This is a genomic window from Skermania piniformis (assembly GCF_019285775.1).
Taxonomy (GTDB): domain Bacteria; phylum Actinomycetota; class Actinomycetes; order Mycobacteriales; family Mycobacteriaceae; genus Skermania; species Skermania pinensis.
This window is the reverse complement of record NZ_CP079105.1, coordinates 3335185-3357722: the sequence shown is the minus strand read 5'-3', so window position 1 is coordinate 3357722 and position 22538 is coordinate 3335185. Positions and strand designations below refer to the sequence as shown.

Here is a 22538-nt window from a genome sequence, read left to right as displayed (position 1 = left end):
GCTGATGAACACGGAATCGAGCGGGCGGCGCAACCCGCTGCTGCGGACCAAGTCGATCGAGCAGTCGATCCTCGACACCGACGAGCCGGACGCAAAACTCAAACGCGAGCTGACCGCGTGGGATCTCACCGTATTCGGTGTCGCGGTGGTGATCGGTGCCGGGATCTTCACCCTCACCGCGCGGACCGCCGGAAACGTGGCCGGGCCGTCGGTCTCGGTGGCGTTCGTGCTGGCCGCGGTCGCCTGCGGCCTGGCCGCCCTCTGCTACGCCGAGTTCGCCTCCAGCGTGCCGGTCGCGGGCAGTGCCTACACCTTCGCCTACGCCACCTTCGGTGAGCTGATCGCCTGGATCATCGGCTGGGACCTGATCCTCGAGTTCACCCTGGCCGCTGCGGTGGTGGCCAAGGGCTGGTCGCTCTATCTGGGCGAGGTGCTGACCGGGATATCGCCCGTCGTGCACCTCGGCGGGATCGAATTCGATTGGGCTGCAGTCTTGGTGCTGATCGCGGTCGGCTTCTTGCTGGCGACCGGGACCAAACTGTCGTCCCGGGTCTCCGCGGTGATCGTGGCGATCAAGATCTCGGTCGTGCTGTTGGTGATCGTGTTGGGCGCCACCTATATCGACACCGACAACTACACCCCGTTCGTCCCGGATTCGCAGCCCGGCGACGTCGACCAGGGATTGCACCAGACGTTGCTGTCCTGGATCACCGGCGCGGGCACCAGCACCTTCGGCTGGTACGGCCTGCTCGCCGCCGCCGGCCTGGTGTTCTTCGCGTTCATCGGTTTCGACATCGTGGCGACGACGGCGGAGGAGGCCAAGGATCCGCAGCGCACCCTGCCGCGCGGCATCCTCGGTTCGCTGGCCATCGTGACCGTGCTCTACGTGGCGGTCACCCTGGTGCTGACCGGGATGGTGCCGTACACCGAGCTGTCCGGCCAGTCCACGCTCGCCACCGCATTCGAGATCCACGGCGTGACCTGGGCGAAAAATGTGATCTCGGTCGGCGCGCTGGCCGGCCTGACCACCGTGGTGACGGTGTTGTATCTGGGACAGACCCGAGTGCTGTTCGCGATGGCCCGCGATGGCCTGATGCCCCGGGTGTTCGCCCAGACCAGTCGGCGCGGCACCCCGGTGCGCAGCACCGTGCTGGTCGGCATCGTGTCGGTGTTGCTCGCCGGCTTCCTGCCGATCGGCACCTTGGAGGAGATGGTCAACATCGGCACGCTCGCGGCGTTCGTCGTGGTGTCGATCGGCGTGATCGTGCTGCGCCGTACCCGGCCGGACCTGCCGCGCGGGTTCCGGGTGCCGTTCGTTCCGGTCGTCCCGATCCTCTCGGTCCTGGCCTGCTTGTGGCTGATGATCAACCTGTCGGTGGAGACCTGGCTGCGCTTCCTCGCGTGGTTGATGATCGGGCTCGCCGTCTACTTCGCCTACAGCCGCTCGCATTCGGTGCTCGGCCGGCGAGGTGGTTTACATTCGAGTTGATTTGTATCGACAAAATACAAATTAAGTCGTATCGTCATCCTGGTGAGTGTGCTGGCTCACAGTGCGGTGGGCCAGCCGGTCGATGGGAGAGACGACAATGTCTACGTACACCGAACCGGGCGTCGGCGAGCCGACCGGGGCCGAGCCGGAGCTGCCGGCCTGGCGAGACGGCAAGCGGTACCTGTGGCTGTGGGGTTTGTTCGCCCCGACCGGTCTGTTCACGATCGGTATCCCGCTGATGTGGGTGCTCAACCAGTTCGGTTGGCACACCGTTGCGCAGATCCCGCTCTGGCTCGGGCCGTTGCTGGTCTACGTCGTCATCCCGCTCGCGGACATCTTCTTCGGTCCGGACGGCGACAACCCGCCGGACGAGGTGATGGAGTATCTGGAGAACGACCGGTACTACCGCTACCTCACCTACCTGTACCTGCCCTTCCAGTACGCCAGCCTGGTGTTCGCCTGTTATCTGGCCACCTCGACGAACCTGACCTGGCTCGGCTTCCCGGCCGACACGGGCCTGCTGCTGGTCAACAAGATCGGCCTGTTCCTGACGATCGGCGTGATCGGTGGCATCGCGATCAACACCGCCCACGAGCTGGGCCACAAGAAGGTGGACCTGGAACGCTGGCTGTCCCGGGTCGCGCTGATGCAGACCTGCTACGGGCACTTCTATATCGAGCACAATCGCGGCCATCACGTCCGGGTGGCGACCCCGGAGGACCCGGCCAGTTCGCGGATCGGTGAGACGTTCTGGAGGTTCCTGCCGCGGACGGTGATCGGCAGCCTTCGTTCGTCCTGGAAGCTGGAGAAGACCCGGTTGGCCCGGCTGCACAAAGGGCCGTGGACGATCAAGAACGAGGTGCTGTCGGCCTGGTTGATGTCGGCGGTGCTGTACGCGGTGCTGGTCGCGATCTTCGGCTGGTCGGTGTTGCCGCTGCTGGTGATCCAGGCGGTGATGGGGTTCGGTCTGCTGGAGTCGGTGAACTACCTCGAGCATTACGGCCTGGTCCGGCAGAAGACGCCGAGTGGCCGGTACGAACGGCCGGCGCCGGTGCACAGCTGGAACTCCGACCACATCGTGACCAACATCTTCCTGTACCACCTGCAGCGGCACAGCGACCACCACGCTTATCCGACCCGGCGGTATCAGACCCTGCGCAGCTGGGACGGTGCGCCGAACCTGCCCAGCGGGTACGCGAGCATGATCACGCTCAGCTACTTCCCGCCGATCTGGCGCCGCGTGATGGACCACCGGGTGCTATCGCACTACGACGGTGACATCACCCGGGCGAACATCCATCCGGCCAAGCGGGACAAGATCCTCGCAACCTACGGCCGGCCCGGTGCGGTCGATACCGGACCGGCGGAGAATCGGTGAGCGCGTATCGTTGCCCGGTCTGCGACTACGTCTACGACGAGACGACGGGTGCCCCGCGGGAGGGGTTCCCGGCCGGGACCGGTTGGGACCAGGTGCCCGACGACTGGTGTTGCCCGGACTGCGGGGTTCGGGAGAAGCTGGATTTCGAGCCGGTGCACGCGGACGTCCGAGGAGACAAGCGATGAACGAGTACAAACTCTGGCAGTGCGCCCAGTGTGGCTTCGAGTACGACGAGGCACTGGGCTGGCCGGAGGACGGAATCGAGCCGGGTACCCGCTGGACCGATATTCCCGACGATTGGAGCTGCCCGGATTGCGGCGCCGCGAAGTCGGACTTCTTCATGGTCGAGATCGAGCGGACCTGACCGATATGGCGTCGCCGAGCCCGAACCCGCGGGTCAGCTATCCCGAAGCAGCGCGCGCCCTGCTGCGTACCTCGATTCTGGACGCGATGCGCGAATTGCTCGGGGAGCGGGACTGGTCGCGGATCACGCTCGGCGACGTCGCCGGGCGCGCCGGGGTCAGCCGGCAGACCTTGTACAAGGAGTTCGGTTCTCGGGCCGGTCTGGCCCAGGCCTACGCGCTGCGGTTGGCCGATCAGCTGGTCGATCACGTGGAGGCGGCGATCTGGCTCAACGTCGGCGACCCGCGTGCCGCCGTGCGTGACGGTCTGACCAACTTCTTCATCGATGCGGCCGAAGACCCGCTGATCCAATCGTTGCTCACCGGCGAGGTGAAGTTGGATCTGCTCCGGTTGATCACGCTGGACAGCGAGCCACTGGTCGACCGGGCGGCCGACCGGCTCACCCGCACCTTCGTCGAATCCTGGGTGCGGGCGCCGGTTGCCGAAGCTGGTGCGCTGGCCCGGGCTCTGGTCCGGATCGCGCTCAGTTTCATCCCGGCGCCACCCCGCCCGGATCAGGATGTGCCGGGCGAACTTGCTCTGGTGCTCGCCCCGTTCGTCGAACAGCTGGTCGCCGGGCCGCAGCCGACGGCCGGCGAGCAGGGCAGCGGGGGAGCTGCGGACCGAACCCGATAGCCTGAGCGGGACGTCCGCTGACTAGGCAATGATGGGATTCACGTGACGACAACGACTGTGCTCGAGGCCGACCGACGCAACGGAATCGACTACAAAGTAGCCGATCTCTCGCTTGCCGAGTTCGGTCGCAAGGAGATCCGGCTGGCCGAGCACGAGATGCCCGGTCTGATGGCACTCCGCCGCGAGTACGCCGACGTGCAGCCGCTGCAGGGGGCGCGGATCTCCGGCTCGTTGCATATGACCATCCAGACCGCGGTGCTGATCGAGACCTTGGTCGCGCTCGGTGCGGAGGTCCGGTGGGCCTCCTGCAATATCTTCTCCACCCAGGATCATGCGGCCGCGGCCGTGGTGGTCGGGCCCGCCGGCACCGTCGACGAGCCCCGGGGCACGCCGGTGTTCGCGTGGAAAGGCGAGACGCTGGAGCAGTACTGGTGGTGCGCCGAGCAGATGCTCACCTGGCCGGACCCGGACGCGCCGGCGAACATGATCCTCGACGACGGCGGCGATGCCACCCTGCTGGTGCTGCGCGGTGCCCAGTTCGAGCAGGCCGGCGTGGTGCCGCCGGCGTCGGAGGACAACTCGGCCGAATACAACGTCATCCTGGACCTGTTGCGTCGGCAGTTCGCGACCGACGCCACCAAGTGGACGAAGATCGCGGCCGCGGTTCGCGGGGTGACCGAAGAGACGACCACCGGTGTGCTGCGGCTCTACCAGTTCGCCGCCGCCGGTGATCTGACGTTCCCGGCGATCAACGTCAACGATTCGGTGACCAAGTCCAAGTTCGACAACAAGTACGGCACCCGGCATTCGCTGGTCGACGGGATCAATCGCGGCACCGACGTGCTGATCGGCGGCAAGAAGATACTGATCTGCGGGTACGGCGACGTCGGCAAGGGCTGCGCCGAGTCGCTGGCCGGGCAGGGTGCCCGGGTGCAGGTCACCGAGATCGATCCGATCAACGCGCTGCAGGCGCTGATGGACGGTTTCGACGTGGTCACCACCGACGAGGCGATTCCCACCGCCGACATCGTGATCACCTCGACCGGTAACAAGGACATCATCACCCTGGAGCACATGCGGGCGATGAAAGACCAGGCGATCCTGGGCAACATCGGTCACTTCGACGACGAGATCCAGATGGCGGCGCTGGAGCGGTCCGGGGCTACGCGGCTGAACATCAAGCCGCAGGTCGACCAGTGGACCTTCGATACCGGTCGCTCGATCATCGTGCTGTCCGAGGGGCGGCTGCTGAACCTGGGCAATGCGACCGGGCATCCGTCGTTCGTGATGAGCAACAGCTTCTCCAACCAGGTGATCGCGCAGATCGAGCTGTGGACCAAGCCGGAGCAGTACGACAACGAGGTGTACCGCCTGCCGAAGATCCTGGACGAGAAGGTGGCCCGAATCCACGTCGAGGCACTGGGCGGTCAGCTGACCAAGCTGACCAAGGAGCAAGCCGAGTACATCGGCGTGGACGTGGAGGGTCCGTACAAGCCCGAGCACTACCGGTACTGAGATCCGCCGGGCATGCTGGTCGCGGTCGAAGGCCTGGACGGTTCCGGCAAGCGCACGCTGACCGCGGCGGTGGTCGAGCGGTTACGTGCGGACGGACTGCGGGTGGCTACCCTGGCGTTTCCGCGGTACGGCGAGTCGGTGCATGCCGATCTCGCCGCCGAGGCCCTGCACGGCCGACACGGCGACCTGGCCGGCTCGGTGCACGCGATGGCAGTGCTGTTCGCGTTGGACCGAGCCGGCGCCCGGGATCGGCTCGCCGAGCTCGCCGCCACGTACGACGTCGTCCTGTTGGATCGCTACGTGGCGTCCAACGCGGCGTACAGCGCGGCTCGGCTGCACCAGGACGGTGCCGGCGAGGTGGTCGGGTGGGTGGCCGAGCTGGAATTCGGCCGGCTACAGCTGCCCCGGCCGGACGTGCACCTGCTGCTCGCGGTGCCGGTGGAGCTGGCCGGCGAACGAGCACGTGGACGAGAACGCCGGGAAGCGCGCACACTGGATGCATATGAACGCGACACAGGCCTGCAGGCGCGCACCGACGCGGTGTACCGCAATCTTGCTGCTCGGAACTGGTACGGCACCTGGTGGACCGCCGGCCCGGGGGACGATCCGGCGGCGCTGGCCGCACGTCTCGGCGGCGTGGCTAGCCGGACCATCGACCGAGGATGACACGATAGGGGAATGAAGTCACGCATTCTGGTGGTCGACGACGATACGGCGCTCGCGGAGATGCTGACGATCGTGCTGCGTGGGGAGGGCTTCGAACCGCACGTGGTCGGCGACGGCACGCTCGCCCTGTCTGCGGTCCGCGATCTGCGACCGGATCTGGTATTGCTGGACCTGATGCTGCCCGGAATGAACGGCATCGATGTATGCCGGGTGTTGCGCGCAGACTCCGGGGTGCCGATTGTGATGCTGACCGCGAAGACGGACACGGTCGACGTCGTGCTCGGGCTGGAGTCCGGCGCAGACGACTACATCGTGAAGCCGTTCAAGCCGAAGGAACTGGTCGCGCGGGTTCGTGCGCGGCTGCGCCGGACCGAGGACGAGCCGGCCGAGTTGCTGGCGATCGCCGACGTCGTGATCGACGTTCCGGCGCACAAGGTCGCGCGGGATGGGGTGCCGATCTCGTTGACTCCGTTGGAGTTCGACTTGTTGGTCGCGTTGGCGCGTAAGCCGCGGCAGGTCTTCACCCGGGAGGTGCTGCTGGAGCAGGTCTGGGGTTATCGGCATGCCGCCGACACCCGGCTGGTGAACGTACACGTGCAGCGGTTGCGCGCCAAGGTCGAACGGGACCCGGAAAATCCCGAAGTGGTGCTCACGGTACGGGGGGTCGGCTACAAGGCCGGACCGCCGTGATCCGGGCCGGGCAGTGAGCAGCCTGCGGCGGATGCGCCGGCGGGTCAACGTCGCGTTGGCTCCCCTCGTGCACTCGGCGCAGAAGGCGTCGTTGCGGTTCGGGCAGGTGTGGCGCCGGTCGCTGCAGTTGCGCGTCGTGGTGTCCACCCTGACGCTGTCGTTGATCGTGATCGCGGTGCTCGGGGTCGTGCTGACCAGTCAGATCACCGATCGGCTGCTGGAGGCGAAGGTCAACGCAGCGACCGAGGAGGTGGACCGGGCGCGGATCACGGTGCAGAGTCAGCTCAACGCCAGCGACGACGGCTCCACCCTGAAGACCCGGCTCGACAGCGCCCGGGGGGCGCTCACCGAAGGCGTCGCCGGGCAGTCCGCCGGGTCGGCCGGCAGCTTCGATTCCGTGCTCATCGCGTCCGATGCGGCACCGCTGTCCCCCACGAGCAGCGGTCCGGCCGACCAGATCCCCGAGGAGCTGCGTCGGTTCGTCCAGCAGGGTCAGGTAAGTCGGCAGTTCACCCAGGTGAACGACCCGGACGGCTATGTGGGACCGGCGCTGATCGTCGGGAGCCCGACCGTCTCCGATGTGGCGACGCTCGAGCTGTACCTGGTTTTTCCGCTGGCCGGTGAGGCGAAGACGCTGGCGCTGATGCGCGGCACCATGTTGATCGGCGGTGCGGTGCTGTTGGTGCTGTTGGCGGCGATCGCGATGCTGGTGGCGCGACAGGTGGTGCTGCCGATCCGGTCGGCGTCGCGGATCGCGATGCGGTTCGCCGAGGGCCGGCTCAAAGAGCGGATGATGGTGCGGGGCGAGGACGACATGGCCCGGTTGGCGATGTCGTTCAACGAGATGGCGGAGAGTCTCTCCGTCCAGATGCGCCAGCTGGAGGAGTACGGCAACCTGCAGCGCCGGTTCACCTCGGACGTGAGCCACGAGCTGCGTACCCCGCTGACCACGGTGCAGATGGCCGCGGCGGTGATCCATGGTGCCGCCGACGAGTTCGATCCGATCCTGCGTCGGTCGTCGGAGATCATGGTCGCCGAGCTGGATCGGTTCGAGTCGTTGCTCGGCGACCTGCTGGAGATCAGTCGGCACGACGCCGGGGTGGCCGATCTCTCCCTGGAGCGAGCCGATGTGCGGCTGTGCGTGCGGGGGGCGGTGACCACCGTGCGCCACATCGCCAGCGAAGCCGACACCGAGCTGATCGTCGACATGCCGGCGGAGCCGGTGAACGCGGACATCGAGCCGCGCCGGGTCGAGCGGATTCTGCGCAACCTGCTGGCCAACGCGATCGATCACGGCGAGGGCAAGCCGGTGTTGATCCGGCTTCGGGCCAACGAGACCGCGGTCGCCGTGGTCGTCCGGGACCAGGGGGTCGGGTTGCGCCCGGGGGAGGAGAAATTGGTGTTCAACCGGTTCTGGCGGGCCGATCCGTCCCGGGTCCGGCGGTCCGGCGGGTCCGGTCTCGGGCTGGCGATCAGCGTCGAGGACGCGCATCTGCACGGCGGCCGGCTGGAGGCGTGGGGTGAGCCCGGCGAAGGTTCGTGTTTCCGGCTCACCCTGCCGTTGAAACGCCGACAGCCGATCTACGGCAATCCGTTGCCGCTCAAGCCCGCCGGCGGGCGCAGTCCGGAGCCGCCGGCGGTGCGGACCGAGCCGGTCGGCCCGCTGCGGAAGGGGGGCGAGCCCGCCGATGTCCGAGCGGTGGTGGCGGTGGTGGCTGCGGATGCCGACCGGGACGGTAGCTCCCGGTGAACGTGCCGTCGTGCGGGATTCGGCTGGTCATCGGCACTCTGGTGTGCTGGTCGACGCTGACCGGCTGTGCCAGCCTGCCCGACTCGTCCACTCCGGAGGCGATCGGCACGATCGAGCGCGAGCCGCCGAGCCGGACCATCGTCCAGCCCATTCCCGGTCGGGAACCGGACCTGCTGTTGCGGGACTTCTTCGCCGCGGTCGGCGATCCGGCGAACCGGCACCTGGGCGGCCGGCAGTACCTCACCGCGGAGGCGACGGCGAAATGGGACGATTCGGCCGGGACGGTGATCGTGGACCGGATCGACGTGTTGCCCACCGATCCCCGGACCGACGACCGGATCGGCTTCCTGATCCGCGGCACCCGGGTCGGCCAGTTGCAGGCCGGCGGCATCTACCTGTCCGAAGAAGGTAGTTACGAATCCAAGTTCGTGCTCCGTCGGGAAAACGACCAGTGGCGGATCGATCAGTTGCCCGACGGTGTGGTGCTGGACAGCGAGCGGTTCCGGGAGTCCTACAAGTCCCGGTCGATTTATTTCGTCGACCCGTCGGACACCACCACGGTGGCCGATCCGCGCTGGGTTTCGGTCGGTCGGGATCAGCTCGCCACCCAGCTGATCGGCCTGCTGATCGACGGGCCGAAGGCGGCGTTGGCGCCGGCCGTCCACAACATGCTGGACGGCCCGGTGTCGGTGCGCGGTCCGATCACCAAGGCGGACGGCCGGACCAGCTCGGTCGGGATCGGCCTGGGCGGAATCCGGATCGACTTCGGGGGAATCGCCGAGTTGGATCATCGGCGCCGGGATCTGCTTGCCGCGCAGGTCGTCTGGACCTTGGCCAACGCCGACGTCTCCGGGCCGTACGTGTTGCTGGCCGACGGCAAGCCGCTCGACGACCAGCACGCGGACAGCTGGACCACGGCGGATGTGGCCGCGATGAATCCGCAGGGGGTGGCGGCGGGTGCGGCCCAACTGCACGCCCTGCGGGGCGGTGCTCTGGTGTCCGTGGTCGACGACGTGCCGACGCCGATCCCCGGCGTCTTCGGGTCCGCCCGCAATCTTCGTTCGGTCGCGGTGTCGCGGGACACCAGCTTGATCGCGGCGGTCGCGGACACCGGTCTTCCGGCGCCGGAGCCGGCCGACACGCTCCTGGTCGGCTCCTACGACGGCCAGCCCTTCCCGGTCGCCCAAGGCGCGACGATCACTCGCCCGACCTGGGCGCCCGACAACGGCTCGGCGTGGGCGGTGGTCGACGGGACCCGGGTGATCCGGGCGGTCCGCGACATGAGCACCGGTCAGGTATCGGTGGCCGAGACCGACACCACCGCGCTGATCCCGCTCGGTCGGCAGATCACCGAACTCCGGTTGTCCCGGGACGGGGTACGAGCTGCCTTGATCATCGACGGTAAGGCCTACGTCGCCGTCGTGGTGCGGTCACCGGACGGCGGATATTCGGTGACCAGCCCCCGGCCGATCGCGGTCGGTCTGGGTGCCGCGGTCACCGCCCTCGACTGGAGTTCGGGGGAGAGCGTGGTGCTGGCCCAGTCGGCCAGCGAGAACCCGGTGACCACCGTTCCGGTGGACGGTTCGCGCCGCGACCCGCTGCCCGGGCAGAACCTGACCCCGCCGGTCGGCACCGTATCCGCCGTGCCGGGCACGATCTACGTCGCCGATTCGCGGGCGGTGTTCCGGCTGGATACCGGCGAGCCCGAACGAGACCGCTTCTGGCGGGAGGTGCGGGGACTGACCGGCGGACAGGCTGTGCCAGTGCTACCCGGCTGATCGCTGCGCTGTCGGTACCGAGACGCACACTGACCGGCATGTGGACCTTGCTGGATCTGATCCTGCCGCTGGACTGCGCCGGCTGTGGCGCAGCCGGTTCGGGGTGGTGCCCGGCCTGTGCGGTTACGCTCGCCGGCGGCCCGGTGCGCGTGCCGGCCCGGTCCGGCCCGGCGGCGCCGTGTTGGGCGCTCGGCGGATACTCCGGCCCGCGCCGGCAGGCCGTCCTCGCTGCCAAGGAACGTGGCCGGCGAGATCTGGCCGAGCCGCTCGGGCGGGCCCTGGCCGCCGGGCTGGCCGCGCTCCGCGAGGCCGGTGAGCTCGATCCACCGGAACTCGCGCCGCTGGTGCTGGTGCCCGCGCCGACCCGGCGGCGGGCGGCCCGGCAACGCGGCGGCGACCCGGTCGCTCGGATGGCTGCGGTCGCGGCCCGGCACACCCGGCGGGCCGCGCCGGCGGTCGCGCTGCGAGCCGGGTGGACAACCCGGGATTCGGTCGGCCTGTCGGCAGCGCAACGGGAAGCCAATCTGGCCGGCCGGGTGATCCGGCGGCCGGTGCCGATACCACCCGCCGCGAATGTGGTGCTCGTCGACGACGTGCTCACCACCGGGGCGACCGCGGCGGAGTCGATTCGGGTGCTCCGCCGGTCCGGCACCCCGGTGACCGCGGTCCTGGCGATCTGTGCTGCGAGTAGGCCGACAAATGCCTGAACGGATGGCGGCGGCGGGGTTGACCGACTACCGTCGGCTCCACACCCGATGAAATTCGGCAGGAGGTGATGCTCTCGCACCTGGCGCCGGGCGGATCGGCCCTTTCGGCGCATTCCATACGAGACGCCGCGCCGACGAGGGTGCGGCGGACCCGAAATACGGGAGGTACCGTGACAACTTTTTCTCCATTCTCGGTGTTCGACGAAAGCACCGGCGAATCCTTGGCAGACAGCGAAACCCAGCACGCAGAGATCGTGGTCAAGGGTCGTAATGTCGAAGTGCCAGAACATTTCCGAACCTACGTCGCCGAAAAGCTCTATCGCCTGGAACGCTTCGACCCGGCGGTCTATCTGTTCGATGTCGAGTTGTTCCACGAACGCAACCGGCGACAACGTGACCGCTGCCAGCGAGTGGAGATCACCGCGCGCGGACGAGGTCCGGTAGTACGAGCCGAGGCGTGTGCAGACAGCTTTTACGCGGCGCTGGAATCGGCGACCGCAAAGCTGGAGAGCCGGTTGCGTCGGCACAAGGATCGTCGGCGGGTCCACCATGGGGAAAAGACACCGGTGTCGGTCGCGCAGGCGACCGCCGCGTTGATCCAGTTCGAGGCGGCGGAGGCCCAGGCCGCGGCGGTCGAGCCGGACGAGTCCGAGTGGCCCGAGGCCGGGCCCGGCCGGATCGTGCGCAAGAAAGTGCATTCGGCAGTGCCGATGACCGTCGACGACGCGCTCTACCAGATGGAATTGGTCGGCCACGACTTCTTCCTGTTCCATGACAGCGAGTCCGACCGGCCGTCGGTGGTGTACCGACGGCATGCCTTCGACTACGGGCTGATCCGGCTCACCTGAGTTCCCGAATCCGACCCGACCGGCGGCGGCGCTCGGCGTAGACTGAGCGTCGCCGCTCATCGGAGTGCGGCGTGGGGATGTGTGTGCAATGTCCGTCACCCATACCGGGTTCACCACCCGCGCCGGTCACGTTCTGGTCGTGCTCGCCGGATTGCTCTTGTTCGCCGGAGTTCCACCGGCTACCGCTGCGGAAACGTTCACCTCCTTCGAAGTCGGCACCACCGCCGTCGGCCGGGCCGACTGCGGACCCGGGTCGCTGCCGGAATCCGGTCTGCAGGGGGATGTTCCGGCCGAGGATCGGTTGAGTGGGCGCAGCACGGCCGGTTACCGCTGCAACATGTCGCTGCTCGGTGGCCACCAGGAGCGGGGCGGCGCGATCGTATCGGCCACCTACGACCACTGCTCGTACACCGGCACCCTGTTCCCCGGCAACTTTCTTGCACCCTCCCCCGGCGTGCAGGTGCTCGACGTGTCCGACCCGCGCAATCCGGTGCCGACCGCGTCGCTCACCGAGCCGGCGATGGTGACCGGCACCTGGGAGACGCTCAAGGTGAACAAGGCGCGCAAGTTGCTCGCCGCCACCTCGGTGCCGGCGGTGCAGGGCGTGGGATATTTCTCGATCTACGACATCTCCGACTGCGCCCATCCGCGGCTGCTCAACCCGGGGCCGGGCACCGATCCGCTGCAACCGCTGCCGATCCTGTCGCACGAGGGCGGATTCTCCCCGGACGGGAACACCTACTGGGCGAGTGGCGTCGCGCCGGGCTTCGTCTCGGCGATCGATGTGCGTGACCCGAGCCGGCCGCGGGTGATCTGGCAGGGCCTGCACGGGCTGTCCGGGCACGGCTTCGGCATCACCCCGGACGGCAATCAGATGTACCTGTCGAACATCGGCGGGTTGTCGATCTTCGACATCAGCGCGATCCAGCGCCGCGATCCGAATCCGGTTGTGCCGCAGCTGTCCACCTATCTGTGGACCGACGGACACTTCAATCAGCACAGCATTCCGGTCACGTATGCCGGAAAGCCGTTCTTCTACACGGTCGACGAGGCAGGCTCCGGCGGGGTGAAGCTGTTCGATGTCGCCGATCCGACCCGAGCTCGGGTCGTGCAGAAGATCAAGCTGGAGGTCAACCTGCCGGAGAATATCGACAGCAACATCCGATCTGCCTCCGGCGGCTCGGTTTTCGCCTACGAGGCGCACTACTGCACGGTGGACCGGCCGGCCGACCCGACCGCGCTCGCCTGTTCGTGGTTCTCCGCCGGAATCCGGGTGTTCGACATTCGCGATCCGGCGAACATCCACGAGATCGCGTACTACAACCCGCCGGCACAGACCGGGAAGAATCTGCAGCTGACCAATTCGGCGCACGCGGTGGCGTCGATCGCCGGTGTCCCGTTGTTCGACTTCCTGCCGATGGTCCAAGCGATCGGCGCCGGGAAGTTCGACCCGGCACAAGCGCTCGGACCGCGGACCGGCCAGGTCGCGCTCGGCGACCTGTCGACGGATTGGTGCTCGGCGCCGCCCAACTTCCACGGTAGTCAGATCTGGACCACCTGCAACGACAACGGTTTCCTGGCGCTGCAACTCGACAACGGGGTGTATCAGCCACCGGCCGACCAGGATTCGACCATTGGTTCGTAGTTCGGTGGCGCGGTCGGCGGCGGTCCGCCGGGCACCGCTGCTGCTGCTGGCCGCGGCGCTCGGGCTGCTCGCCGGGATGTGGTTGCAGACCCTGCGGGCACCCGATGCCGACGGGATCCGGTTGTCCGACATCGATGTCGGCTTCGCCCAGGACATGTCGGTGCATCACGAGCAGGCGTTGCGCCTGACCGCGGCGCTGACTCGGGACTGCGATCCGGTGCTGCGTGGGTTGGCCGATCGGATGGCGGTATCGCAGAGCGCCGAGATCGCCACGATGCGCGGCTGGTTGTCGTTGACCGGGGAGCCCGCGGTCGGTGCCGAACAGATGCGGTGGATGCACGGCGGCGCCGAGCACGAGATGGGCGCGTCGATGCCGGGGATGGCCAGCACCGACGACATCGCGGCGTTGGCGGATGCCCGCGGTACCGATGCCGAGATCCGCTTCCTGCAGTTGATGATCCGGCACCACCGCGGCGGCATCGAGATGGCCCGCGCGGCGGTCGCGGGCGTGGACATCGAGCCGATTCGAAACGTCGCCCGCGGCATGGTCGCCGATCAGGGCAACGAGATCGGCGTGATGCTGGCGATGCTGGCGGTCCGCGGGGCACAACCGCTGACGTATCCGTAGCGGTTCCGCCGCGACGCCGGATCGTCAGGCGGTGGCGATCCGCTCGGCCAGGGCGACCAGCCCGTCGGCGTCCAACCCGGGGTAGCCGTGCAGGATGGCCCGCCACCGCTGCGGCACCGCAGTCGCGCCCCAGCGGGCGCCGAGCAACCCGCCGGCGATCGCCGCGGTGGTGTCGGTGTCGTTGCCGGCGCGCACGCACAGCTCCAGCGCTGCCGGCAGCTGCTGCGGTCCGCTCGATGCGGTGCCGGCGATCGCCCACCATGCGGTCATCAGCGCGTGCACGACCCAACCGTTGTTCGAAAACTGTTCGGGTGAGCCGGTTTCGGCTTGCTCGAGCAGCGGTCGCCAGTAGCCGGAGACGTCGGCCGGGGCGCGATCGAGGTAGTGGTCGATTCCGTCCAGGTTGGCGTGGAGGACAGCGTGCCGGATTGCCGTGGTCCACAGCTCACACGCCTGCACCGCGCGCTCGTCGCTGTGCGTGAGCCGACTGACCGCGGCAGCTGCGGCGACGGCGGCATCGGCATCGTCGAGATGCGATAACGCGACCGGCGCGGTTCGCATGAGCGACCCGTTACCGCCGGTGCGGCCGCGCAGGCCGGCCGAGACCGCGGTCATCGCGGCGCCGGTCGGGGAGCGGTGGGAGAGCACCGACGCCGTCTGGTTGCCGATGTCCGGCGGGCGCGAGTCGTACCACGCCACGAAACGCCGGGCGATCGCGTCCTGCCCGGCGGTGCCGGTCAGGTCACCGGTCTCGTCGGCGGCCAGGGCGATCGCGATGGCCATCGACGTGTCGTCGGTCCATTCGCCGGGGGCCCAGCCGAACGGACCGCCGCCGACCATGTCGATGGTGGTCGCGGCGGTCGGATAGGTGAACTCGTAACCCGCGCCGAGTGCGTCGCCGGCTGCCGTGGCCAGCAGCACCCCGGTCGCGCGGTCGAGCTGATCGTCGGTGAGGTTCATCGGATTTCCTGGTTGCTCCGGATAGACCGGCGTCGATTGTATCGATCGAGCTGCCGCCGCTCTATCCGTCGAACGGTCGACACCGCCCCGACACCGGGAATCGTGGCGATTGTGGGACTGTTGACAACAGAGCCGGGTGCGCGACGATGGCCGCCCGGCCGATTTCGAACGACCTGGGAGGACCGGATGACAGGACCGTTCAGCAAGGATGCCACGGCACTCGCCGGGCTTACGCCCGAGCAGTATCGGGTCACACAGCAGTGCGGGACCGAGCCGGCGTTCCGTAACGAGTTCTGGGACAACAAGGAACCGGGCATCTATGTCGATGTCGTCTCCGGTGAGCCGTTGTTCGCCTCGGTGCACAAATACGACAGCGGATCGGGTTGGCCGAGCTTCACGATTCCCCTGGATGCGGCGAACATCGTCGAAGTGCGCGACCGCAGTCACGGCATGGTGCGCACCGAGGTGCGGTCCGCGCACGGCGACAGCCATCTGGGCCATGTCTTCCCCGACGGGCCGCGGGCTCAGGGGGGACTGCGGTACTGCATCAACTCGGCGTCGTTGCGGTTCGTCCCGGCGGCCGAGCTCGATGCCGCCGGCTACGGGAAGTTCAGCCCGCTCTTCGACGAGGAGGCCAAGTGACCACCGAATCGGCGACGACCGAACGCGCCGTGTTGGCGGGCGGTTGCTTCTGGGGTGCGCAGGAGTTGCTGCGGCGCCGACCGGGGATCATCAGCACCCGGGTCGGCTACTCCGGCGACGACTCGACGCCGAACGCCACCTATCGGCGCCACGGGGACCATGCCGAGGCGGTGGAAGTCGTGTTCGATCCGGACGTGATCGGCTATCGGCAGCTACTGGAGTTCTTCTTCCAGATTCACGACCCGACCACGAAGAACCGGCAAGGTAACGATGTCGGCCGTAGCTACCGGTCGGCGATCTACACCACCTCGGACGAGCAGGACCGGATCGCCCGCGACACGATCGCCGACGTCGAGGCGTCGGGGCTGTGGCCCGGCGCGGTGGTCACCGAGGTGGAGCCGGCCGGTGACTTCTGGGAGGCCGAACCGGAGCACCAGGACTACCTGCAGCGATACCCGAACGGCTACACCTGCCATTGGGTCCGGCCGGACTGGCGGCTCCCGGTGCGGGACACCGCCGGCTGATCACCGCGGCCGCGGCCGCGGCGGAACGGTGCCGGCCAGGATGGGGCGAACACCTCGCGGTCGGGCCGGATCGCGACGTTGACGTTCACCAGCGAGGTGCCGCCGAGGCCGTGCGATAGCAGGACGTCGATCTCCGGGCCGGCCGAGGTCTCGGGGTACGCGCGCGTCCTGACTATCGATCGAGCGGGGATCAGGACTTGGCGAACTCGGCGACGATCGCCTTCGCGGTCGCCTTTGCCGACGGCGGGTTCTGACCGGTCACCAGGTTGCCGTCGACCACGACGTACGGCACGAACGGAATCAGCGCCTTCTCGTACAGCGCGCCGCGCTTCTTCATCTCCTCTTCGGCGTTGTACGGCACCAGCTTGTCCACCCGGGCGACGACTTCCTCCTGCCAGGCGAACCCGGTGAGCTTGCGTCCGGCGACCAGCAGGCTACCGTCGGAGAGCTTGGTGTTGAGCAGGCCGCAGTAGCCGTGACAGACCGAGGAGACGATAGCGCCCCGCTCGAACATCTCCCGGGAGATCCGCTGTAGCGGCTCGCTGTCCGGGAAGTCGTACATCACCGCATGTCCGCCGGTGAAGTAGATCGCGTCGTAGTCCGCCGAATCGATGTCCGCCGGGGCGGCGGTGTCGGCCAGTAGCGCCATCCGGGCCGGATCGGCGTGCCAGGCCTTGGCGGTGCGGTCGTAGTTGGGGAACTTCAGCGACCGCGGCTCCAGCGGGGACAACCCGCCCTTCGGACTGACGATGCGCTGTTCGTAGCCCTGTTCCTCGAAGACGTGATAGGCGTGGGTCAGCTCGGACAACCACAGCCCGGTCGGGTGATCCGGGTCGTCGTAATGGGCGACGTTGGTGACAACGTGCAGAATGCGCTTGGTCATCGGTGAGCGTCCTCGCTGCTGGATTGCGGTCGACGACCGCCAGACTAGAGGCCTATGTAAACGCTGTCAACACTACGGTCGGGTGCCGGTGCGGCAGACCCGGACCGTCACCGTTCGAGGGCGGCGGCGACCGCGCTCCGGACCCGATTGTCCACCTCGGCGGGCGACGAGGCGTCCAGTTTGCCGTCCAGGTGCAGGAAGGCGAGGCCGTGCACCAACGCCCACATCGCGGTCGCCATCGATTGCTGATCCGCTGCCGGCGCGACCAGCTTGGCGATGCTGCCGAGGTAGTCGTGGATTGCCGTGACCGCGGCCACGCGGTCCGGATTGCCGGCATCGCATCCCTCGGAGAACATCGCGCCGAACATGCCGGGCCGCTGCAGGGCGAACCGCACGTAGGCCACGGCGATGTCGGCCACGTCGTCGGGCGTGCTCGGTGCCGGGCTGGCGGCCAGCAGTGCGGCGCCGAGTTCCTGGTAGCCGACTGCGGCCACGGCCGACAGCAGCGCGTTGCGGTCGGGAAAATGCCGGTACGGAGCGGCGGTCGACACTCCGGCTCTACGCGCGGCGGCCCGCAGCGAGAGTGCGGTCGCGCCGCCCTCCTCCTCGAGCAGTTCGACCGCAGCCTGGACCAGGGCGGTCGGGAGGTCGCCGTGGTGGTAGGGGCGTTTGGTCGACATGGTTTCCTCGTTCCGGCGTGTGTTTGCACCGCTTACTTTACACTGCATGACGGCCTGCGCCAGTTGAGCGTAGGGTTCGGCCTGCGTTGACGCCACTTCGGGAATCTCGCTAAGCTATATGTTAGCGCCGCACACATTACGGTCGAATGTCCCGACCCGACCGCTGCGGACGATATCGACGACCCGATCGAAAGGCAGCAGTGACGATGACCGAGATCGAACCGGTGTTGGAGCCCGCCGCAGCGCAGTTTGCCCGCGACACCGACACTCCGCCGTTCCTCTACCAGCTGCCGCCGGCCGAAGGCCGGGCGGCGGTCGATCACGTGCAGTCCGGTGAGATCGACAAGCCGGAGATCGACGAGGAGTGGATCACCGTCGACGGTGGCCCGACCGGCTCGGTACCGGTCCGGATCGTCAAACCGGCGGGCGCGACCGGGACGCTGCCGGTCATCTTCTTCATCCATGGTGCGGGCTGGGTGTTCGGTGATGCGGTATCGCACGATCGACTGGTCCGCGAGCTCGCGGTGGGAGCGAACGCCGCGGTCGTGTTCCCGGAGTACGACCGTGCGCCCGAGGCGAAGTACCCGACGGCGATCGAGCAGAACTACGCGGCGGCGCAGTGGGTCGTCGCGCACGGTGCGGAGAAGGGCCTGGACGCCTCGCGGTTTGCCGCAGCCGGGGACTCGGTGGGCGGGAACATGACTGCGGTGCTCACCTTGATGGCCAAGGATCGCGGCGATGTGCAGATTGCGCAGCAGGTGCTCTTCTACCCGGTGACCGACGCGAACTTCGACACCGGTTCCTACCACCAGTTCGCCGAGCACTACTTCCTGGCTCGGGATGGGATGAAGTGGTTCTGGGACCAGTACACCGCCGACGACGCTCAGCGAGACGAGATCTACGCCTCGCCGCTCCGCGCGTCGACCGAGCAGCTGGCCGGCTTGCCGCCGGCGTTGATCATCACCGCGGAAGCCGACGTGTTGCGCGACGAAGGCGAGGCCTACGCGGCGAAACTGCGCGCGGCCGGCGTCCCGGTGACGCAGGTGCGGTTAGGCGGGATCATCCACGATTTCGTGATGCTGCACGCGCTGGCGCACACCCACGCGGCCACCGCCGCGATCAAGCTGGCCCAGGACACCTTGCGGGCCGCGTTGCATCAGCCGAGCTCGAACCGAGCGGATGCGATCCGATGAGTGACTATCGACAAAGTTCGCCGATCGGCCGCGTGCAGCTGGCCGAGTTGACCCGGCGGGTGATCGCGGCGGACCCGGATGTCCGACTGGAGGTCCTCGACGCGATGACCGGCGCGGTGCTGGGCGACACCCCGCGCTGCACGCCGGCCGATGTCGCCACGGCGGCTGCGCGCGCTCGCGCGGCGCAGCCGGCGTGGGCGGCTCGTCCGGTCGCCGACCGTGCTGCGGTCCTGCTGCGGTTCCACGATCTGGTCCTGCAGCGCCAGGACGAGGTGCTCGACCTGATCCAGCGGGAGAACGGCAAGGCCCGTCGGCACGCGTTCGAGGAGATCATGGATGTCTGCATGGTGTCGCGTTACTACGCGCATACCGCCGCGGACTACCTGAAACCCGAACGTCGGCAGGGCGCACAGCTCGCGCTGACCCAGGTGTGGGAGCTGCACCACCCCAAAGGACTGGTGGGGGTGATCTCGCCGTGGAACTATCCGCTCACGCTCGGGATCAGCGACGCGTTGCCGGCGATCGTCGCCGGCAACGCGGTGCTCACCAAGCCGGATCAGCAGACACCGTTTGCCGCGCTGTGGGCGGTGCGGTTGCTGGAAGAAGCCGGCTTGCCGGCGGGGCTGGTGCAGGTGGTCACGGGCTCCGGCGCCGAGTTGGGGTCGGCGATCATCGAGCAGTCGGATTTCCTGATGTTCACCGGGTCCACCGCGGTCGGGCGGACCGTCGCGGCTCAGGCCGGTCGGCAGCTCATCGACTGTTCGATGGAACTCGGCGGCAAAAATGCCCTGCTGATCCTGGACGACGCCGATGTGGACAAGGCGGTGGACGGGTGCGTGCGGGCGTGCTTCTCCAACACCGGGCAGCTGTGCATCTCGATCGAACGGATCTATGTGCCGGCGACGATGTGGGACGAGTTCACGAGCCGATTCGCCGCGGCCGCGCGGTCGATGAAACTCTCTCCGGCGCTGGACTACTCGGCCGACATGGGATCGCTGATCAACCAGCGACAGCTGGAGACGGTCACCCGGCATGTCGGCGACGCCACCGCCAAGGGCGCTCGGGTGCTGGCCGGCGGACAGCCCCGCCCGGAGCTCGGTCCCTTCTTCTACGAGCCCACGATCCTGACCGATGTGCGGCCGGACATGATGGTGTACGCCCAGGAGACCTTCGGCCCGTTGGTCTCGCTCTACCGGGTCGACAGCGAGGAAGAGGCGATCGAGCGGGCCAACGACAGCGAGTACGGGCTCAACTTCAGTGTCTGGACCGGTGATCCGGCTCGGGGCCGCCGGGTTGCAGCACAGTTGCAGGCTGGCACGGTGAACGTCAACGATGCCTACGCCGCCGCGTGGGGTTCGATCGACGCGCCGATGGGAGGCATGAAGGCCTCCGGCATCGGGCGCCGACACGGCGAGCACGGGATTCTGAAATACACCGAAGCGCAGACGATCGCGGTCGAGCGGCTGCTTCCGGTCGGCAATCCGTCGCGGGTGAACCCGGCCCGGTACGCCCGGGCGATGACCTTCGCCTTGCGGGCGCTGCGCCGGTTACCGGGCGTGAAGTAGCCGGGCCGGGCCGGGGCGAGCTCAGCTGCTGATCAGCCGCTCGCGCACGTCCTCGGCCCGGCGCTCGGCAGCGACGACCGCCGCATCGGCCCGGTGACGCAGCTTCCGTGCGGCGCGCTTCGCCTTGCGCCGATTGGCCGGAGTGTCCACCGCCTCGACAGCAGCGACGATGTTCTCCCGCGCTTTGCCCAAACCCTCCCGCGCCTTCGCGACCTCGACGGGGACCACTTCCTTGGCCCGATCGGCGACGGTGGCGACCGAATCGGTCACCATCGTGGCGGCCTGTTCGAGCGCCGTCGTCGCCGGCGTCGCCCGGTCGAGTCGATCGCCGAGCCGGTCGGCGGCGCGCCGGGCGCGCCAGCCCAGCGACGGCTTGCCCTCGGTGTCCACCGCCGCGAGCAGCAGGCCGCCGAGCAATCCGACGTTCTTGGTGAACTGCACCTGCTCGGCAGCGCGTCGCTCCGGATCGTCGGTCTCCCAGAATCGATGTGCCGCAGTCGTGGTCGGGACCAGGCTGGCCGCCAGCGCCAGCGCGGACAGGCGCGGGGCGCGGCCGAGCGCGAGCGCGATCCCGGCGACGACCTTCACCGCGCCGTCCGCCTGGACGGCAGTACGAGGGGCGAGACCGGTGCGCGCCAGGATCGGCTCGGCGAGCTCGGCCTGCCGGATCGGATCGCGAAGCTGCTCGACCCCGCCGGCAACGAACACGGCGGCCAGCATGGGGCGGGCGATTCTGCGAACAAGCAAGGGTTTCTCCTCGGGTTTCGATGCCATCCAATCGCCGTCGTTCCGGCCGATCGTGCTGTCGGCAAGCCTAGTGGTTGCGGCCGTCGGCGGGTGGGACGGTGTCGGTGGGTGCGACGGTGACAATGGGTGGGACGGTGACAATGGATGGGACGGTGAGCAGTACCTTCCCGACCGACCGGGGCGAGTCGAGTTCGGTGTGCGCTCGGGCCACGTCGGTGATCGGCAACGTGGCCGCCACGACCGGTCGCACGGAGCCGCCCTCGATCAGCGGCCACACCCGCCGGCGCACCTCGGCGACGATCTCGGCCTTCGAGCCGGCGCCGGTGCGGGGCCGGCGGCGCAGATTGGTCACGTGGATCGAGGCTCGCTTGAACAGCGTTGCGCCGAGGTCGAGTTCGGCGGTCGCCCCGCCTTGCAGCCCGATGATCGTCAACTGGCCACCCGTGGCGAGCGCGGCGACGTTCCGCGACAGGTAGCCGGCGCCGATGATGTCGAGAATCACGTTCGCACCGCCGAGTTCGCCGATGACGTCGGCGAAGTTCTGCTCGTGGTAGTCGATCAAGGTCGTGGCGCCGAGCTCGGCGCACCGTTCGAGCTTGTAGCCGGTTCCGGCGGTGACCGCGACCTCCGCGCCGAGCGCACGGCCGATCTGGATCGCGTGGGTGCCGATGCCGCTGCCCCCACCATGGATCAGCAAGCGCTGTCCGCCGCGGAGCCCGGCGGTCATCACCACGTTCGACCACACGGTCGCGGCCGCCTCCGGCAGCGCGGCCGCCGCGATCAGATCGACGCCGCGTGGCACCGGCAGCACCTGCGTGGCCGGCACGTTCACCCGTTCGGCGTAGCCGCCGCCGGCCAGCAGGGCGCACACTCGGTCGCCCACCGCGAAGTCCCCGGCCGAGAACTCGTCGACATCCGTGCCGACCGCCGCGACGACGCCGGAGACCTCCAGCCCGAGAATGTCGCCGGTCCCCGGCGGGGGCGGGTAGAAGCCGGCCCGCTGCATGACGTCGGCCCGGTTCACCCCGGCTGCCGCGACCTCGATGGTGATTTCCCCCGGTCCGGGCGCGGGAACGTCCGCCACCTCGGTCCAGGCCATCACCTCCGGTCCGCCGAATCCGCTCAACGTCACCGCGTGCATGGCCGCCTCCTCAGATGTGTGCACTGCTGACATTACCCGAAGTGTGATCGGCGTCAACATTGCTGTGTATG

At 68.3% G+C, this 22538-nt stretch carries 22 protein-coding genes and 1 pseudogene; 18 read left to right on the top strand and 5 right to left on the bottom strand.

Annotated features, from left to right (window positions below; all coding sequences use genetic code 11):
* Positions 1 to 4 precede the first annotated feature (4 nt).
* The 14 genes from KV203_RS15535 to KV203_RS15470 all read left to right on the top strand — a co-directional run bounded on the left by KV203_RS15535 (position 5) and on the right by KV203_RS15470 (position 14132).
* Complete coding sequence (locus KV203_RS15535; protein WP_066472907.1) at positions 5 to 1489, top strand: amino acid permease; 1485 nt, start codon at positions 5 to 7, stop codon at positions 1487 to 1489.
* A 97-nt stretch (positions 1490 to 1586) separates the two neighbouring features.
* Complete coding sequence (locus KV203_RS15530; RefSeq protein ID WP_066472904.1) at positions 1587 to 2867, top strand: alkane 1-monooxygenase; 1281 nt, start codon at positions 1587 to 1589, stop codon at positions 2865 to 2867.
* Positions 2864 to 3052: a rubredoxin gene (locus KV203_RS15525; protein ID WP_066472901.1), complete on the top strand. Its 189-nt coding sequence runs from the start codon at positions 2864 to 2866 to the stop codon at positions 3050 to 3052. The genes KV203_RS15530 and KV203_RS15525 overlap by 4 nt, the downstream gene beginning before the upstream one ends.
* Positions 3049 to 3231, top strand: a complete 183-nt coding sequence (locus KV203_RS15520; protein WP_066472898.1) for a rubredoxin — start codon at positions 3049 to 3051, stop codon at positions 3229 to 3231. The genes KV203_RS15525 and KV203_RS15520 overlap by 4 nt, the downstream gene beginning before the upstream one ends.
* 5 nt (positions 3232 to 3236) lie before the next feature.
* A complete protein-coding gene (locus KV203_RS15515; protein WP_066472890.1) occupies positions 3237 to 3905 on the top strand; it encodes a TetR/AcrR family transcriptional regulator in 669 nt (222 codons plus the stop codon).
* A 42-nt stretch (positions 3906 to 3947) separates the two neighbouring features.
* Positions 3948 to 5420 carry an adenosylhomocysteinase gene (ahcY, locus tag KV203_RS15510; protein WP_066472887.1) on the top strand — a complete coding sequence of 491 codons (1473 nt, stop codon included), beginning with the start codon at positions 3948 to 3950 and terminating at the stop codon, positions 5418 to 5420.
* Between the two features lie 12 nt (positions 5421 to 5432).
* A complete protein-coding gene (locus KV203_RS15505; protein WP_066472884.1) occupies positions 5433 to 6086 on the top strand; it encodes a dTMP kinase in 654 nt (217 codons plus the stop codon).
* Positions 6087 to 6098: 12 nt separating this feature from the next.
* On the top strand, positions 6099 to 6776 hold the full coding sequence (gene mtrA, locus KV203_RS15500) for an MtrAB system response regulator MtrA (RefSeq protein ID WP_066472878.1): 678 nt from the start codon (positions 6099 to 6101) through the stop codon (positions 6774 to 6776).
* Positions 6777 to 6807: 31 nt separating this feature from the next.
* Complete coding sequence (gene mtrB / locus KV203_RS15495; RefSeq protein WP_083530223.1) at positions 6808 to 8526, top strand: MtrAB system histidine kinase MtrB; 1719 nt, start codon at positions 6808 to 6810, stop codon at positions 8524 to 8526.
* Positions 8523 to 10304 (top strand): MtrAB system accessory lipoprotein LpqB, encoded by a 1782-nt coding sequence (lpqB, locus tag KV203_RS15490; RefSeq protein WP_373279243.1) that lies wholly within the window; start codon positions 8523 to 8525, stop codon positions 10302 to 10304. Before mtrB ends, lpqB begins: the two co-directional genes overlap by 4 nt.
* A 38-nt stretch (positions 10305 to 10342) precedes the next feature.
* Complete coding sequence (locus tag KV203_RS15485) at positions 10343 to 11011, top strand: ComF family protein (protein ID WP_066472875.1); 669 nt, start codon at positions 10343 to 10345, stop codon at positions 11009 to 11011.
* Between the two features lie 170 nt (positions 11012 to 11181).
* Positions 11182 to 11859 (top strand): ribosome hibernation-promoting factor, HPF/YfiA family, encoded by a 678-nt coding sequence (gene hpf, locus KV203_RS15480; protein ID WP_066472873.1) that lies wholly within the window; start codon positions 11182 to 11184, stop codon positions 11857 to 11859.
* An 88-nt stretch (positions 11860 to 11947) separates the two neighbouring features.
* Positions 11948 to 13504, top strand: a complete 1557-nt coding sequence (locus KV203_RS15475; protein WP_066472870.1) for an LVIVD repeat-containing protein — start codon at positions 11948 to 11950, stop codon at positions 13502 to 13504.
* Positions 13494 to 14132: a DUF305 domain-containing protein gene (locus tag KV203_RS15470; RefSeq protein WP_306303594.1), complete on the top strand. Its 639-nt coding sequence runs from the start codon at positions 13494 to 13496 to the stop codon at positions 14130 to 14132. Before KV203_RS15475 ends, KV203_RS15470 begins: the two co-directional genes overlap by 11 nt.
* 24 nt (positions 14133 to 14156) lie before the next feature.
* On the opposite strand, the gene KV203_RS15465 is transcribed toward KV203_RS15470, so the two are convergent.
* The gene (locus KV203_RS15465; RefSeq protein WP_066472863.1) at positions 14157 to 15092 is read right to left on the bottom strand and encodes an ADP-ribosylglycohydrolase family protein; all 936 of its coding nucleotides are present in this window, start codon (positions 15090 to 15092) and stop codon (positions 14157 to 14159) included.
* A 186-nt stretch (positions 15093 to 15278) separates the two neighbouring features.
* Here KV203_RS15465 and msrB point away from each other — a divergent pair, with 186 nt between their 5' ends.
* Both msrB and msrA read left to right on the top strand, forming a co-directional pair.
* Complete coding sequence (gene msrB / locus KV203_RS15460; RefSeq protein ID WP_066472860.1) at positions 15279 to 15734, top strand: peptide-methionine (R)-S-oxide reductase MsrB; 456 nt, start codon at positions 15279 to 15281, stop codon at positions 15732 to 15734.
* Complete coding sequence (msrA, locus tag KV203_RS15455; RefSeq protein ID WP_066472857.1) at positions 15731 to 16258, top strand: peptide-methionine (S)-S-oxide reductase MsrA; 528 nt, start codon at positions 15731 to 15733, stop codon at positions 16256 to 16258. Before msrB ends, msrA begins: the two co-directional genes overlap by 4 nt.
* A gap of 190 nt (positions 16259 to 16448) precedes the next feature.
* Here msrA and KV203_RS15450 read toward each other — a convergent pair whose 3' ends face one another.
* The gene (locus KV203_RS15450; protein WP_066472854.1) at positions 16449 to 17141 is read right to left on the bottom strand and encodes a type 1 glutamine amidotransferase domain-containing protein; all 693 of its coding nucleotides are present in this window, start codon (positions 17139 to 17141) and stop codon (positions 16449 to 16451) included.
* A 107-nt stretch (positions 17142 to 17248) separates the two neighbouring features.
* A complete protein-coding gene (locus tag KV203_RS15445) occupies positions 17249 to 17821 on the bottom strand; it encodes a TetR/AcrR family transcriptional regulator (RefSeq protein WP_066472851.1) in 573 nt (190 codons plus the stop codon).
* A 206-nt stretch (positions 17822 to 18027) separates the two neighbouring features.
* Between KV203_RS15445 and KV203_RS15440 the strand changes: the two genes are divergently transcribed.
* Both KV203_RS15440 and KV203_RS15435 read left to right on the top strand, forming a co-directional pair.
* Positions 18028 to 19014: an alpha/beta hydrolase gene (locus KV203_RS15440; protein ID WP_066472848.1), complete on the top strand. Its 987-nt coding sequence runs from the start codon at positions 18028 to 18030 to the stop codon at positions 19012 to 19014.
* Positions 19011 to 20579 carry a succinic semialdehyde dehydrogenase gene (locus KV203_RS15435; RefSeq protein ID WP_066472846.1) on the top strand — a complete coding sequence of 523 codons (1569 nt, stop codon included), beginning with the start codon at positions 19011 to 19013 and terminating at the stop codon, positions 20577 to 20579. Before KV203_RS15440 ends, KV203_RS15435 begins: the two co-directional genes overlap by 4 nt.
* 21 nt (positions 20580 to 20600) lie before the next feature.
* On the opposite strand, the gene KV203_RS15430 is transcribed toward KV203_RS15435, so the two are convergent.
* Entirely contained in the window at positions 20601 to 21326 is a 726-nt protein-coding gene (locus KV203_RS15430) for a DoxX family protein (RefSeq protein ID WP_217996004.1), read from the bottom strand.
* Positions 21327 to 21474: 148 nt separating this feature from the next.
* Positions 21475 to 22467: pseudogene (locus tag KV203_RS15425) on the bottom strand (NAD(P)H-quinone oxidoreductase); the annotation flags it as partial.
* Positions 22468 to 22538: the final 71 nt, after the last annotated feature.

Coding starts and splice junctions, on each gene's coding strand:
- KV203_RS15535 (WP_066472907.1), top strand. CDS start 5: ATGAACACGGAATCGAGCGGGCGGCGCAACCCGCTGCTGCGGACCAAG.
- KV203_RS15530 (WP_066472904.1), top strand. CDS start 1,587: ATGTCTACGTACACCGAACCGGGCGTCGGCGAGCCGACCGGGGCCGAG.
- KV203_RS15520 (WP_066472898.1), top strand. CDS start 3,049: ATGAACGAGTACAAACTCTGGCAGTGCGCCCAGTGTGGCTTCGAGTAC.
- KV203_RS15515 (WP_066472890.1), top strand. CDS start 3,237: ATGGCGTCGCCGAGCCCGAACCCGCGGGTCAGCTATCCCGAAGCAGCG.
- KV203_RS15505 (WP_066472884.1), top strand. CDS start 5,433: ATGCTGGTCGCGGTCGAAGGCCTGGACGGTTCCGGCAAGCGCACGCTG.
- mtrA (WP_066472878.1), top strand. CDS start 6,099: ATGAAGTCACGCATTCTGGTGGTCGACGACGATACGGCGCTCGCGGAG.
- mtrB (WP_083530223.1), top strand. CDS start 6,808: ATGCGCCGGCGGGTCAACGTCGCGTTGGCTCCCCTCGTGCACTCGGCG.
- KV203_RS15485 (WP_066472875.1), top strand. CDS start 10,343: ATGTGGACCTTGCTGGATCTGATCCTGCCGCTGGACTGCGCCGGCTGT.
- KV203_RS15475 (WP_066472870.1), top strand. CDS start 11,948: ATGTCCGTCACCCATACCGGGTTCACCACCCGCGCCGGTCACGTTCTG.
- KV203_RS15465 (WP_066472863.1), bottom strand. CDS start 15,092: ATGAACCTCACCGACGATCAGCTCGACCGCGCGACCGGGGTGCTGCTG.
- msrB (WP_066472860.1), top strand. CDS start 15,279: ATGACAGGACCGTTCAGCAAGGATGCCACGGCACTCGCCGGGCTTACG.
- KV203_RS15450 (WP_066472854.1), bottom strand. CDS start 17,141: ATGACCAAGCGCATTCTGCACGTTGTCACCAACGTCGCCCATTACGAC.
- KV203_RS15445 (WP_066472851.1), bottom strand. CDS start 17,821: ATGTCGACCAAACGCCCCTACCACCACGGCGACCTCCCGACCGCCCTG.
- KV203_RS15440 (WP_066472848.1), top strand. CDS start 18,028: ATGACCGAGATCGAACCGGTGTTGGAGCCCGCCGCAGCGCAGTTTGCC.
- KV203_RS15435 (WP_066472846.1), top strand. CDS start 19,011: ATGAGTGACTATCGACAAAGTTCGCCGATCGGCCGCGTGCAGCTGGCC.